This window comes from Pseudomonas sp. Hz4 (assembly GCF_054898165.1).
Genome location: NZ_CM142719.1, coordinates 481,138 through 495,327, shown reverse-complemented (window position 1 = coordinate 495,327; position 14,190 = coordinate 481,138). Strand labels below are relative to the sequence as shown.

Genomic DNA, 14,190 nt, shown 5'->3' with positions numbered 1-14,190 from the left:
AAATGACACTGATCGCGGTGTATGCCGATTGGGAATCCTTGAACGGGCCAAGGCGCCTAGGGTTCCTACATGCCAGAAAGGCTCGCGCCACCAACGTGTTCGAGTTTGAGTACGACGCGGCGGCTTTGGCCGATCCCGAGTTGAGCTTCACATCGCTGGATCCTCGAATTGGCCTCTTTGAAGGGCGACAATTCCCAGGCCAACATCAAACCCGGTTCGGTGTTTTTGCCGATTCAAGCCCAGATCGCTGGGGTCAATTGCTGATGAAACGCCGGTTGGAACGGGACATCCGCGACGGCCTGGCCCCGAAAGGCACCAAGCTGTACGAGTCGGATTTTCTGCTAGGCGTTCACGACCTCTATCGAGTCGGAGCTATTCGCTACAAGCTAAATGACGAAGGCAATTTCCTGGATGATCGCGATGGGTTGGCAGCCCCACCCTTTATCGAATTAAGTGCGTTGGAACAGGCAAGTCGAGCGTTGGAAAACGATCCAGACAACACATCACTCGATGGGCGCGAGTGGCTGAGAATGTTGATCGCACCCGGTGGCTCACTGGGCGGTGCCAGGCCTAAGGCCAGCGTTGCTGATAAACGTGGTCATCTGTGGATCGCCAAGTTTCCGAGCACTCGCGACGACTATGACGTCGGCGGGTGGGAGTTGGTGGTGAATGCCCTGGCGAATCAATGCGGTCTACGAGTGGCGACCGGTATTGCACGACGCTATGCGAGCGACCATCACTGCTTCATGGTTAAGCGCTTCGACCGCACCGAAACAGGTGGCCGACTACATTTCGCCTCAGCCATGACCATGACCGACCGCGTGGACGGTGACGATGCATCGGTAGGCGCCAGCTACCTGGAGCTGGCAGAAGTACTCATGGAGCACGGCTCAGAACCCGACGAAGATCTTCGCGAGTTGTGGTCTCGCATCGTGTTCAACATCCTGGTCTCCAATACTGACGACCACATGCGCAACCACGGTTTTCTCCTTGATCCCGGCCGGGGGTGGCGCCTGTCTGATGCCTACGACATGAACCCGGTAGCGAACGCCGATGGGTTGAAGCTCAACATCACAGACGCCGACAACGCGCTGGATCTTGAACTCGCACGCGAGGTGGCCGAATACTTTCGGGTCAGTCGTGCAGATGCGGAAGAAACTATTGAGAGTTTCCAAGGAATCGTCAGCCAATGGCCAACGCTGGCGGGCGCAATCGGGCTATCAAAGCGTGAGCAAGACAATATGGCTCCGGCATTTCTCCTCTCTGGCAATTGACCTCCGTACTACTTTTCTCTCGCCCACGAAAAAGCCGCCCCAAAGGGCGGCTTTCTCATTACATCAATCCAACGCTTACAACTTCGGCCCAGCAGCCTTGATCGCGTCGCTCACTTCAAACTTCTTGAAGTTCTCAACAAACAACCCAGCCAGCGCCTTGGCGGCCTCATCATAAGCAGCCTTGTCAGCCCAAGTATTACGTGGGTTCAACAGGCCAGTCTCAACACCCGGCACAGTCAAAGGCACGTCCAGGTTGATGGTGTCGAGGTGCTCGGTTTCAGCACCGATCAACGCGCCGCTCTGGATCGCTGCGATCACGCCGCGAGTGGTCGGGATGTTGAAGCGTTTGCCGACGCCGTAGCCGCCGCCGGTCCAGCCGGTGTTGACCAGGTAGACCTTGGAGCCGAAGCCGCGGATGCGCTTGATCAGCAGTTCTGCGTATTCGCCGGCCGGACGCGGGAAGAACGGTGCGCCGAAGCAGGTGGAGAAGGTCGATTTGATGCCGCTGCCGGAACCCATTTCGGTCGAGCCCACCAGTGCGGTGTAGCCGGACAGGAAGTGGTAGGCCGCTTGTTCTTCGCTGAGGATCGACACGGGCGGCAGCACGCCGGTCAGGTCGCAGGTCAGGAAGATCACAGCGTTTGGCTCGCCACCGAGGTTTTTCTCGGAGCGCTTGGCAACGTGCTCCAGCGGGTAGGCTGCGCGGCTGTTCTGGGTCAGGCTGACATCAGCGTAATCGGCGTGCTTGGCGTCATCGATAACGACGTTTTCCAGGACTGCGCCGTGCTTGATGGCTTTCCAGATGACGGGCTCGTTCTTCTCGGACAGGTCGATGCACTTGGCGTAGCAGCCGCCTTCGATGTTGAAGACAACGCCTTCACCCCAGCCGTGCTCGTCGTCACCGATCAGGTAACGGCTTTCATCGGCGGACAAGGTGGTCTTGCCGGTGCCGGACAGACCGAAGAACAGGGTCACGTCGCCCTCTTCGCCGATGTTGGCGGCGCAGTGCATTGGCAGCACGTCGGCAGCTGGCAGCAGGAAGTTCTGCACCGAAAACATGGCTTTCTTCATTTCACCGGCGTAACGCATGCCGGCGATCAGTACTTTCTTCTGAGCGAAGTTGAGGATCACGCAACCGTCGGAGTGGGTGCCGTCACGCTCTGGCACGCACTCGAAGTTGGCAACGTTGAGCACTTGCCACTCATCACGGCCAGCCGGGTTGTACTCTTCCGGGTTGATGAACAGGCAACGGCCGAACAGGTTCTGCCAGGCAGTCTGGGTGGTCATCTTCACGGCCAGGTAGTGGTCTTCAGCCGCACCTACATGCACGTGGGAAACGAAATGCTCTTGCGCGTTGTTGAACGCCTCGACGCGGTCCCACAGGGCATCGAACTTGTCGGCCGGGAACTTGCGGTTGATCGGGCCCCAAGCGATGGCTGCCTGGGTGGAAGGCTCTTCCACGATGAAACGATCGACTGGCGAGCGGCCGGTACGGTGACCGGTGCGAACTACCAGCGCGCCGGTATCGGCAAGCTCGCCTTCACCGCGATTCAGGGCTTCTTTTACCAGATCATCAACACTCAGATCGGTGTACACGGCGTTATTGGCTTGCGTCATGAGATTCCCCGTCGGCCAGTGGCCGAGTGTGCTCCAAACGTTTTGTAGTAGAAAGTCGTGCACTACTACCGCGACAAAAAGTGGGCCGGATTATGCCAGAAACGCCCAAAAATAGTAGGGCCCTCCCGTCGTAACGGCGTTATTGCGGCGTTAAGCAGTGAATTTACCTGCGCTGAACCGGTTTAGTGCCGGGTATCTGACGGCGTATCAACACCCGCACCCGCGAACAATTGAGTGATATCCGCGGCATCAAACAGATAGCGCTGGTTGCAGAACTGGCAATCGATCTCGATGTGGCCGCCGTGTTCGATCACCAGCGACTGGGCATCTTCCAGACCCAAGCTGACCAGCGCATTGGCAGAACGTTCGCGAGAGCAGCTGCAATGGAAGCGCAGTTTCTGCACATCGAACAGACGAACCTGCTCCTCGTGGTAGAGGCGATGGAGCACGGTTTCGTTGTCCAGGCTCAGCAATTCATCGGCGGTCAGGGTGCTGCCCAGCGCGGTGATGTGCTGCCAGCTGGCGGCGCGTTCTTCTTCGTCTTTCAGACGGTCGGCGGGCAGTTGCTGCAGCAGCAGGCCACGGGCTCGACGACCATCAGCGTATAGCCAGAAACGCGTACCGACTTGTTGGGACATCACGAAGTAGTTAGTGAAGCACTCCGACAGGGTTTCGCCATCGAGGTCGACGATGCCCTGGTAACGCTGGCCCTGGGTCGGGTCGACGGTCAGCGCCAATACGCCATTGGGCATCAGGTCGGCGAGGGTTGCGTCGGGTGCGATCTGGTCGGCTTCGTATCGGGCCAGGCCACGGATTTCGCGCTCGCTGGAGCACTCGATCATCAGCAGCGGGATCGGGCCTTCGGAACGGGCCTGGAGAATCAGCAAGCCATCGAACTTCAAGGTGCCGACCAACAACGACGCCGCCGCCATCAGCTCGCCAAGCAATTGCGCAACCGGCTCCGGATACGGGTGTTTAGCGAGGACTTCGGCGTAGCTACGCTCCAACGCAACCAGCTCGCCGCGGGTGTCGCTGTCATCGAAGATGAAGCGTTGGGTGTAGTCGGTATCCGGTAAATCGGTCATAGGTCTGGGTATCTGAAGTAATTACAAAATGATTTCAAGAAGTGGAAATGCGCCTCTGCAGCCCCTTTCGGTGCGCGATGTTCAGCCGTGGGAGGCATGTTATGAACAATCCGGGTTTGTTCCAAGCGTTGCTCGCGAAGGCTGCTCCACAGACAACACAGAAACAACTGACTTACTCGTCGTTGCTGCTTCCACGAAACTTGAACAAGTCCCGTCGCTGCTTCTTGCTCGGTTTGCCATCGGTGCTCACGCCCAGCGAACCGGCTTTACGCATGGCCGCAGCCGCCTCGCGCTTGGCGATGCTGGCTTCGGTTTCAGAATAGAGCGTCTGAGCCTCTGGCGCACCTCGGCGTACGATCGATAACGCCTTTACCACCACCGTGCGTTCCTCGAACCCTGCGCGAATCTGAAACTCGTCGCCGACCCTCGGCTCCTTGCCCGGTTTGCAGCGCTCCCCCCGGCAATGCACCTTGCCGCTTTCTATCGCCGCTTTGGCCAAGGCACGTGTTTTATAAAAACGCGCGGCCCACAACCATTTATCGAGACGGACCTTGTCGTCCTCTTCCTGTTTTTGTGCCACTGGAATTCCTCTCTCGGTGAATAGTCGGAACTGTACTACCGTTTCTGTCGGGCGCAAGAACTCGGCCCTCCAGATAGACTGTGTTCTTGGCCGGCTCACCGGCATGGAGTAATCGAGTGACTATATTTCCGTCTTCATTGACCTCGCCAAAGGGCGGATGCCAGGGTTGCCAACAAAGTGAGCCCCTGGGCTTCGATTTTGCCTTTGCCTACCAACCGATCGTCGATTTGCGAGACCAGTCGATTTTCGCCCATGAGGCACTCGTGCGCGGCGTAAAGGGTGAGGGTGCACTGTCGGTTCTCGATCAGATCACCGAGGGCAACCGCTACCGCTTCGACCAGCTCTGTCGGACCCGAGCCATTGAAGGCGCGGCGAATCTAGGGATGCAGACGCATCTGTCAATCAACTTCATGCCCAACGCCGTGTACCGCCCGGAACTGTGTATTCGAAGCACGCTGGAAGCCGCGAAAAAACACAACTTCCCCATCGATCGGCTGATTTTCGAAACCCTGGAAAGCCAGCACGTAGATAACTATCGCCATTTGACCAATATTCTGCGTGAATACCGCGAATTCGGCTTCAAGACCGCCATCGACGATTTCGGCGCGGGCTACTCGGGGCTCAATCTACTTGCTGATTTCCAACCGGACCTGATCAAACTCGACATGGCACTGATCCGCGATGTCGACCGCGATCGTGTTCGTCAGGCTATCGTTCGAGGGGTTGTCACAATCTGTGCGGAGCTGAACGTTACAGTCATTGCCGAAGGGATCGAAAGCGCCGGAGAACGGGATTTCCTGGCGGACTGTGGAATTTTTCTGATGCAGGGTTACTGGTTCGCCAAGCCCGCATTCAAAGCGTTGGCCCAGGTAACACCTGGGACCTGGACGCGTTAATCGCCGGTTTTTCCTATTGAAGACATTTGACCATTTGACCGTTGTCGGTCTGCGCGAGTGGGTGGCGCTCCCGGATTTGGGAGTCGCGGGCCTGCGCGCAAAAATCGACACCGGTGCCAGCACCTCCAGCCTGCATGCCACCGATATCGAACCATTCGAGCGCGACGGGGAACAGTGGGTGCGCTTTACTGCTCACTTGGGCACGGTAGTGCAACTGCGTCACCGGCGCTGCGAAGCACCCTTGGTGACAATGAAAACTATCAAAAGCTCCAACGGCCACGCGCAGAAGCGTTACGTGGTCAGCACCACCCTGGCCCTTGGTGATCGGGTCTGGCGGGTCGAGTTCACCCTCGCCTGCCGCAAATCCATGCGTTATCGCCTGTTGCTCGGTTCCAAAGCCTTGATCGACGGCCAGTTGGTGGTCAATCCGGGCATTAAATACGTACAAGACAAGCCGGTGTTCCCGGTATCTACCTCCCCCACAGGTGTTGCATGAAGATCGCTGTGCTGTCGCGGAACCCGCGTTTGTATTCCACTCGTCGTCTGGTCGAAGCCGGTACCGAGCGTGGCCATGAAATGGTGGTGATCGACACCCTGCGCGCCTACATGAACATTGCCAGCCACAAGCCGCAGATCCACTATCGTGGCAAGCCGCTGGAGGGTTTCGATGCGGTGATCCCGCGGATTGGCGCGTCGGTGACGTTTTATGGCTGCGCGGTGTTGCGCCAGTTCGAAATGATGGGTGTTTTTCCACTCAACGAATCGGTGGCCATCGCCCGCTCGCGAGACAAACTGCGGTCCCTGCAATTGCTGTCGCGCCGGGGAATTGGTTTGCCAGTCACCGGTTTTGCGCACTCCCCGGACGACATTCCCGACTTGATCGAGATGGTCAACGGCGCGCCGCTGGTGATCAAGGTGCTGGAAGGCACTCAGGGCATCGGCGTGGTGATGTGTGAAACGGCGACGGCGGCGGAGTCGGTGATCGAGGCGTTCATGGGCCTGAAGCAGAACATCATGGTTCAGGAATACATCAAGGAAGCCGGCGGGGCGGACATTCGCTGCTTCGTGGTGGGCGACAAGGTGATCGCGGCGATGAAACGCCAGGCCAAGCCTGGGGAATTTCGCTCCAACCTGCATCGTGGTGGCACCGCCAGCCTGATCAAGATCACGCCGGAAGAACGCATGACGGCATTGCGTGCGGCGAAGGTGATGGGTTTGGCAGTGGCGGGCGTGGACATCCTGCGTTCCAATCATGGCCCGCTGGTGATGGAAGTGAATTCGTCGCCGGGTTTGGAAGGGATTGAAACCACCACCAGCAAGAACGTGGCGGGGATCATCATTGAGCATCTGGAGAAGAATGGTGGGCCGAATATGACGCGGACCAAAGGTAAAGGCTGAGGCTGAAGCTGACTCGGTGATCGTTCCCACGCTCTGCGTGGGAATGCAGCCCGGGACGCTCCGCGTCCCCTCCAGAGCCGAACGCGGAGCGTCCGAAGAGGCATTCCCACGCGGAGCATGGGAACGATCGGGTTAGACCGCATCCCGTGGCAGCAACAACCCAAGCGGCAACCGCACCCGCGCTTCCAACCCGCCGCCGGAACGGTTGCGCAGCTCAACATTCCCACCATGCATAGAGGCAATCCGCTTGACGATCGCCAAGCCCAACCCGGTCCCCTTGCCACCCCGGGCACGATCACCACGAGTAAACGGGTTGAAGATCGCCTCCAGCTCCGACGGATCAATCCCCGCCCCACGGTCCATGACACTCAGCACGACATACGGCGCGCTGGTATCCCCGGATACATAAGCCGCCACCTCAACCCCGCTGCCTGCGTGATGCAAGGCGTTGCCAATCAGGTTGTTCAGCAACCGCTTCATCGACACCCGACGCAACGGAAACGGCTGGATCGGCTCCAGGCGCAAGCGCACTTTCTCTTCGTTCTGGTTGTACGGCGCGGCGACTTCGCGCACCAGATCGCTCAGGTCCACCTCCTCCACCGACTCGTCGCGACCATCGCGGATAAACGCCAGGAATTGGTCGAGAATCGCGTCCATGTCTTCGATGTCGCGGACCATATCGTCTGTCAGGTCGCTATGGTCGCCCATCAACTCCAGAGACAGCCGCAAACGGGTCAAGGGTGTGCGCAAGTCATGGGAGACCCCGGCCAGCATCAACTCACGCTCGCGACCGGCCTGCTCGACGTCTTCGGCCATCTGGTTGAAGGCGCGATAGACCTCGGTCATTTCACTCGGCGTGTCGCTGATCGGCAGGCGCACACTGCGGCCCTGGCCGAGTTGCCGCGCGGCATACACCAGACGTTTCAACGGTTGATTGAGCTGGCTGACGAAGATCCATGCCGACGCAGTGGACAGCAAGCCGATGGCGAGGAACCAGCCGAGTACGTTCCAGATTTTCTGGCCACGCAACGGATGTGGGTAAAGCGGCACTTTCAGCCAGCCATCACCCAGGCTTGGTGCCCGCACCCACAGCGCCGGCGGCGAGTGCATGCGTAATCGGACTTCGGTGTCGGCCCCCAGTTCGGCCTGCATCTGTCGCTGGTAGATCTCGCTGTAAGGCCAGTGTTGCTCGCCTTCCGGCACGCCAGCGCCGACTACCCGGATCAGGGTCGCGGCATCGGCAATCTTGGTGCGGTTTTCTTCATCGGCCGACCAATAGGCGCGTAGCGTCAGGGCGACGCCGTGGCTGTATTGGCGGTCCACCAGCACGTCTTCGTTCATCAACAGATAAACCAGGGTCAACGCCTTGGAAAACAGGACGACGATCAGCACCAGCCAAAGGGTGCGGGAGAAGAAACTCTGGGGGAACCAAACGGGGGTTTTCATGGATAACCGCTACACACTTGCAGGAGCGAGCGATGCTCGCATATTGCGGATCGCGAGTCTGCGGACAACATCATCCGCAAGACCCGCTCCTACAAATCGCCGATCACTTGGTGGCGGCGCCATCCGGAACGAACACGTAACCCACGCCCCAGACTGTCTGGATGTAACGCGGCTTGGATGGATCGGGCTCGATCATCCGGCGCAGACGCGAGATTTGCACGTCGATGGAACGCTCCAGGGCGTCCCACTCGCGGCCACGGGCCAGGTTCATCAGTTTGTCGCGAGTCAGAGGCTGGCGGGCGTTCATCACCAACGCCTTGAGCACCGCAAACTCACCCGTGGTGAGCATGTGCACTTCGTCGCCGCGCTTGAGTTCGCGGGTGGCCAGGGACAGCTCGTAGTCACCGAAGGTCACGCTTTCGTCTTCGCTGCCCGGAGCACCCGGCACCGGAGCGGACTGACGACGCAGGACCGCTTTGACGCGCGCCATCAGCTCATCCGGGTTGAACGGCTTGGCGAGGTAATCGTCAGCGCCCAGTTCGAGGCCCTTGATGCGGCTCAGCTCATCGCCCTTGGCGGTCAGCATGATGATTGGAATCTGGTTGTTCGCGGTGCGCAGGCGGCGGCAGGCGGTCAAGCCGTCTTCGCCGGGCAGCATCAGGTCGAGGACGACCAGGTTGAACACTTCACGCGCCAGGAGGCGATCCATTTGTTCAGTGTTCGGCACGGCGCGGGCGCGGTAGCCCTTGCTGACGAAAAAGCGTTCCAACAGGCTGCTGAGCCCTGGATCGTCATCAACAATAAGAATTTTTTCGCCTTCAGCAATGTTTGCAGTGCTGCTCATTAGATACTCCTTTGATCTCGGCGCGCATTATGGCGTAGCTGCCGTTATACGCACCGTGTGCATTGTTAGCAGATTTTTCCTTCATCGCCAGAAATCCGGCCTTTATGCCTACAGCCTGCGATGCCCCCGAATGACCGAACGCTGGTTATAATGCGCGGCCTTTTGTGTCAGGCAACGTCTGATCATTGCTGCGAGTGGCCGATATTTATTTTCACGGCCGTGGCAGTAATTGTTCGATTTCACGGGTCAACGGGATGCCTGTTGATCCAGGTAGCGGCGCAGGCCAGGCCGTTCAACCAGACTCGCCGAGCCTTTATCTCTGCGCCTGCGAGCCTGCTTTCACAATTTGTCAGGTGGTTTTATGGACAGCATCAACAGCCGCATCGCCGAGGAACTCGGCGTACGCCCACAACAGGTCGAAGCGGCCGTCGCGCTACTCGATGAAGGCTCCACGGTGCCCTTCATCGCCCGCTACCGGAAAGAAGTGACCGGCAGCCTCGATGACATCCAGCTGCGCCATCTGGAAGAGCGTCTGCGCTACCTGCGAGAACTCGACGAACGGCGTATCAGCATCCTTGCCAGCATTCAGGAACAAGGCAAGCTGACCCCGCAACTTGAACGCGACATCAGACTCGCCGACACCAAAACCCGCCTCGAAGACTTGTACCTGCCGTACAAGCAGAAGCGCCGCACCAAGGGCCAGATCGCCCTGGAAGCCGGCCTCGGCGAGCTGGCCGACGGCCTGTTCAACGACCCGACCCTGACGCCAGACGCCGAAGCCGCGCGCTTCATCGATGCCGAAAAAGGCGTCGCCGATGTGAAGGCTGCCCTCGAAGGCGCCAAGTACATCCTCATGGAGCGTTTTGCCGAAGACGCCCGCTTGCTGGACAAACTGCGCAGCTACCTCAAGCAGGAAGCCACTCTGAGCGCCCGCGTCATCGCTGGCAAAGAAGAGGAAGGCGCCAAGTTCCGCGACTATTTCGAACACGATGAACCACTCAAAAGCATGCCGTCGCACCGCGCGCTCGCCATTTTCCGTGGCCGCAACGAAGGCATTCTGAGTTCTGCGCTGAAAGTCGGCGACGAACTGCCGGGCACCATGCACCCGTGCGAAGGCATGATCGGCCAGCAATTCGGTATCCAGAACCAGAACCGCGCCGCCGACAAATGGCTGGGCGAAGTGGTGCGCTGGACTTGGAAGGTCAAGCTCTACACCCACCTGGAAACCGACCTGCTGGGCGAACTGCGCGATGGCGCGGAAACCGAAGCGATCAACGTGTTTGCGCACAACCTGCACGACTTGCTGTTGTCGGCACCGGCCGGCCCGCGCGCCACGCTGGGCCTCGACCCGGGCCTGCGCACCGGTTGCAAGGTGGCCGTGGTCGATTCCACCGGCAAGCTGCTGGATCACGCCACGGTCTATCCGCACGTACCGCACAACAAGTGGGATCAGAGCCTCGCCGTGCTTGCCGCCCTGTGCGCCAAGCATGCGGTGGACCTGATCGCCATCGGCAACGGCACCGCCAGCCGCGAAACCGACAAGCTGGCTGCTGAACTGATCAAAAAATACCCAGCCATGAAGATGACCAAAGTCATGGTGTCCGAAGCCGGCGCATCGGTTTACTCGGCGTCGGAACTGGCGTCCAAGGAATTCCCGGACCTCGACGTGTCGATTCGTGGCGCGGTATCGATCGCTCGCCGCCTGCAGGATCCACTGGCTGAGCTGGTGAAGATCGATCCAAAATCCATCGGCGTCGGCCAGTACCAGCACGACGTGTCGCAGCTGAAACTGGCGCGCGGCCTGGACGCCGTGGTCGAAGACTGCGTGAACGCCGTGGGTGTCGACGTGAACACCGCTTCCGTGGCACTGCTGGCGCGTATCTCCGGCCTCAACGCGACCCTGGCGCAGAACATCGTCAGCCACCGCGACGAGCACGGCGCGTTCAAAACCCGTGCAGCGTTGAAGAAAGTCGCTCGCCTGGGTGAAAAAACCTTCGAACAGGCTGCCGGTTTCCTGCGCGTGATGAACGGCGACAACCCGCTGGATTCGTCGGCCGTTCACCCGGAAGCCTATCCGCTGGTCCAGCGCATCGCCGCTGAGACCGACCGTGACATCCGTTCGCTGATCGGCGATGCCAGCTTTCTCAAGCGCCTCGATCCGAAGAAGTACACCGACGAGACGTTCGGTTTGCCAACGGTCACCGACATCCTGCAAGAGCTGGAAAAACCTGGCCGCGATCCACGTCCTGAGTTCAAGACGGCCGAGTTCCAGGAAGGTGTCGAAGACCTCAAGGACTTGCAACTGGGCATGATCCTCGAAGGCGTGGTGACTAACGTGACCAACTTTGGCGCGTTCGTCGACATCGGCGTGCATCAAGACGGTTTGGTGCACATCTCTGCGCTTTCGGAGAAGTTCATCAAGGATCCGCGTGAAGCGGTGAAGGCCGGTGACGTGGTGAAAGTGAAAGTCATGGAAATCGACATTCCGCGCAAACGCGTGGGCCTGTCGATGCGCATGAGCGACACCCCGGGCGAGAAAATCGACGGCGCACGTGGCGCACGTCCGGGTTCGGCACCCCGCCAATCCCAGAACAACGCACCGCGCAAAGAAACCACGGCAGCGGCTCCGGCCAACAACGCCATGGCTTCGCTGTTCGCCAGCGCCAAGCAGCTGAAGAAACGCTGATGGAATTCCCTGCCGGGTTGACCGAAAGCGCTTTTTTCAAGTTGCTGGGGTGTCGCTTGCACAGTCTGGAGACCGGGGTGGCGCAAGTCGCCCTCGGGCTTGCACCAGAGCTGCGCAATCGCGGCGGCAAGCTCCACGGCGGGGCCTTGTTCAGTCTGGTGGACATTGCCATGGGGCTGGCCTGTTCCAGCGCCCACGGCTTTGACCAGCAAAGCGCGACCATCGAGTGCAAGATCAACTACATTCGCGCCGTTTCTGACGGTGAAGTGATGTGCACGGCGCGGGTCATTCACCCGGGCCGCCGCACGTTGGTGGTCGAGGCTGACGTGATGCAGGGCGACAAACTGGTCGCAAAAGCACAAGGCACGTTCGCTGTCCTGTAGCTAGTGGTCATCAATTTGAGTTAATTTCGGCGCTATGAAAGCGGCGCCGGAGTTCCCACAGGGGATTGAGGCGATCAAACCTTGGCTGGCTGACAGCAGTTCTGAGGGGTTCCTAAACCAGGCGAGAACGCCAGTTTCAACGTCACCCTTGTAGACCGTCTTGCCCACCCCCATATTGGGGCGACTGACGCGTGAAGGAATCCAACTTGAGCGAACTTCTCAACCGCCGCCTGGCTCTGCTCGGCGAGCGCGCTAACCTCTCTCTGCTCGAACAGTGCCTTTACGGCATCGAACGTGAATGCCTGCGCGTGACCGGCGAAGGTCGCCTGGCGCAAACGCCGCACCCAGAAGAATTGGGTTCCGCGCTGACCAACGAACAAATCACCACCGATTATTCCGAATCGCTGCTGGAGTTCATCACCCCGGCCCTGCCCGACCCGGCAGACACCCTGGCGAGCCTCGACAGCATTCACCGTTTTGCCTACAGCAAACTTGGCAACGAGTACCTGTGGAGTCCATCGATGCCGTGCCCGTTGCCGGCCGAGGAAGACATCCCGATCGCCTATTACGGCACCTCCAACATTGGTCAGCTCAAGTACGTCTACCGCAAAGGCCTGGCCCTGCGGTACGGCAAGACCATGCAGTGCATCGCCGGGATTCACTACAACTTTTCCCTGCCGGAAAAGCTCTGGCCACTGCTCAAAGCCGCTGAAGGCTTTGTCGGCACCGACCGTGACTATCAGTCGTCGGCCTACATCGCCCTGATCCGTAACTTCCGTCGCTACAGCTGGCTGCTGATGTACCTGTTCGGTGCATCACCTGCGCTGGACGCCGGTTTCCTGCGCGGTCGTTCGCATCAGTTGGAACAACTGGACCCGGACACCTTGTATCTGCCGTACGCCACCAGCCTGCGCATGAGTGACCTGGGTTACCAGAGCAACGCCCAGGCCGGGTTGACCCCGTGCTACAACGATCTGGCCAGTTACACCGACAGCCTGCGCAAAGCGGTCGCCACGCCTTATGCGCCGTACGTCGAAATCGGCACGCATCAGGACGGTGAGTGGGTTCAGCTCAACACCAACATCCTGCAAATCGAAAACGAGTACTACTCCAACATCCGCCCCAAACGCGTGACCTACACCGGCGAACGCCCGATCCAGGCGCTGGTAGCCCGTGGTATTCAGTACGTCGAAGTGCGATGCCTGGACATCAACCCGTTCCTGCCGATGGGCATCGACCTGCCAGAGTCGCGGTTCCTCGATGCGTTCCTGCTGTACTGTGCGCTGAACGACAGCCCGCTGCTGACCAACACCAGCTGCGGCAATGCGACCTCGAACTTCCTCAGCGTGGTCAAGGAAGGTCGCCGTCCTGGCCTGCAACTGCAACGCGACGGTCATCCGGTGGACCTGAAAGAGTGGGCCAGCGAGCTGCTGGAGAAGATTGCACCACTGGCTGCGATGCTGGATCAGAGTCACGGCGGCGATGCACATAGCAAGGCATTGGATGTGCAGCTGGCCAAGGTCAAGGATCCTTCCCTGACGCCATCCGCCCAAGTGCTGGCGGCGATGGCTGAGCACAAGGAGAGCTTCAGTCAGTTCTCCCTGCGTCAGAGCCGCGCGCATGCGGAGTTTTTCCGTAGTGAGCCGTTGAATGGTGATGATCAGGCGAAATTTGAAGCGCGGGCGCGTTCGTCGCTGGCTGAGCAGGTTGAGCTGGAGCAGAACGAGGTGGGCGATTTCGATGTGTTTGTCGGGTCGTATCAGGCGAGCATTCTGGCGATTAGCAACTAAGCTCCTGAGATCGTTCCCACGCTCTGCGTGGGAATGCAGCCGGTGACGCTCTGCATCACCTGGACGCCGAGCGTCCCTTGAGGCATTACCACGCGGAGCGTGGGAACGATCAGATCAACGTGTTCCCTTAGAAGTTTCCGTTCATAAGCTCATTCGAAAAAGTTATTTATTTTTGTATTCTTAGATCATTT

12 protein-coding genes are annotated in these 14,190 nt (G+C 59.3%); 7 read left to right on the top strand and 5 right to left on the bottom strand.

The window, feature by feature from the left end:
* The first annotated feature begins 2 nt into the window (after nt 1-2).
* On the top strand, nt 3-1,274 hold the full coding sequence (locus ACYZTR_RS02205; protein ID WP_461976095.1) for a type II toxin-antitoxin system HipA family toxin: 1,272 nt from the start codon (nt 3-5) through the stop codon (nt 1,272-1,274).
* A 75-nt stretch (nt 1,275-1,349) separates the two neighbouring features.
* Here ACYZTR_RS02205 and ACYZTR_RS02200 read toward each other — a convergent pair whose 3' ends face one another.
* From ACYZTR_RS02200 to ACYZTR_RS02190, 3 genes are all read right to left on the bottom strand, one after another.
* Complete coding sequence (locus ACYZTR_RS02200; RefSeq protein WP_461976093.1) at nt 1,350-2,891, bottom strand: phosphoenolpyruvate carboxykinase; 1,542 nt, start codon at nt 2,889-2,891, stop codon at nt 1,350-1,352.
* A gap of 182 nt (nt 2,892-3,073) precedes the next feature.
* The gene (hslO, locus tag ACYZTR_RS02195) at nt 3,074-3,976 is read right to left on the bottom strand and encodes an Hsp33 family molecular chaperone HslO (RefSeq protein ID WP_461976091.1); all 903 of its coding nucleotides are present in this window, start codon (nt 3,974-3,976) and stop codon (nt 3,074-3,076) included.
* A 172-nt stretch (nt 3,977-4,148) separates the two neighbouring features.
* Nucleotides 4,149-4,556: an RNA-binding S4 domain-containing protein gene (locus tag ACYZTR_RS02190; protein WP_461976089.1), complete on the bottom strand. Its 408-nt coding sequence runs from the start codon at nt 4,554-4,556 to the stop codon at nt 4,149-4,151.
* Between the two features lie 116 nt (nt 4,557-4,672).
* Here ACYZTR_RS02190 and rimA point away from each other — a divergent pair, with 116 nt between their 5' ends.
* The 3 genes from rimA to rimK are packed head-to-tail and all read left to right on the top strand — an operon-like array spanning nt 4,673 to nt 6,850.
* Nucleotides 4,673-5,452 carry a S6 modification regulatory phosphodiesterase RimA gene (gene rimA / locus ACYZTR_RS02185; RefSeq protein ID WP_461979555.1) on the top strand — a complete coding sequence of 260 codons (780 nt, stop codon included), beginning with the start codon at nt 4,673-4,675 and terminating at the stop codon, nt 5,450-5,452.
* A 16-nt stretch (nt 5,453-5,468) separates the two neighbouring features.
* Nucleotides 5,469-5,948 carry a retropepsin-like aspartic endopeptidase RimB gene (gene rimB, locus ACYZTR_RS02180; protein ID WP_461976087.1) on the top strand — a complete coding sequence of 160 codons (480 nt, stop codon included), beginning with the start codon at nt 5,469-5,471 and terminating at the stop codon, nt 5,946-5,948.
* Complete coding sequence (gene rimK / locus ACYZTR_RS02175; protein ID WP_134419496.1) at nt 5,945-6,850, top strand: 30S ribosomal protein S6--L-glutamate ligase; 906 nt, start codon at nt 5,945-5,947, stop codon at nt 6,848-6,850. The genes rimB and rimK overlap by 4 nt, the downstream gene beginning before the upstream one ends.
* A gap of 132 nt (nt 6,851-6,982) precedes the next feature.
* Here the strand turns inward: rimK and ACYZTR_RS02170 are convergent, their stop codons facing one another.
* The gene (locus tag ACYZTR_RS02170) at nt 6,983-8,296 is read right to left on the bottom strand and encodes an ATP-binding protein (protein ID WP_461976085.1); all 1,314 of its coding nucleotides are present in this window, start codon (nt 8,294-8,296) and stop codon (nt 6,983-6,985) included.
* 103 nt (nt 8,297-8,399) lie between these two features.
* A complete protein-coding gene (ompR, locus tag ACYZTR_RS02165) occupies nt 8,400-9,140 on the bottom strand; it encodes an osmolarity response regulator transcription factor OmpR (RefSeq protein WP_008149284.1) in 741 nt (246 codons plus the stop codon).
* A 361-nt stretch (nt 9,141-9,501) separates the two neighbouring features.
* Between ompR and ACYZTR_RS02160 the strand changes: the two genes are divergently transcribed.
* The 3 genes from ACYZTR_RS02160 to gshA all read left to right on the top strand — a co-directional run bounded on the left by ACYZTR_RS02160 (nt 9,502) and on the right by gshA (nt 13,999).
* Nucleotides 9,502-11,826, top strand: a complete 2,325-nt coding sequence (locus ACYZTR_RS02160; RefSeq protein WP_461976083.1) for a Tex family protein — start codon at nt 9,502-9,504, stop codon at nt 11,824-11,826.
* Nucleotides 11,826-12,209, top strand: a complete 384-nt coding sequence (locus tag ACYZTR_RS02155) for a PaaI family thioesterase (RefSeq protein WP_461976081.1) — start codon at nt 11,826-11,828, stop codon at nt 12,207-12,209. Before ACYZTR_RS02160 ends, ACYZTR_RS02155 begins: the two co-directional genes overlap by 1 nt.
* A gap of 206 nt (nt 12,210-12,415) precedes the next feature.
* Nucleotides 12,416-13,999, top strand: coding sequence for a glutamate--cysteine ligase (gene gshA / locus ACYZTR_RS02150; RefSeq protein WP_461976079.1), 1,584 nt, complete (start codon nt 12,416-12,418; stop codon nt 13,997-13,999).
* The last annotated feature ends 191 nt before the right edge of the window (nt 14,000-14,190 follow it).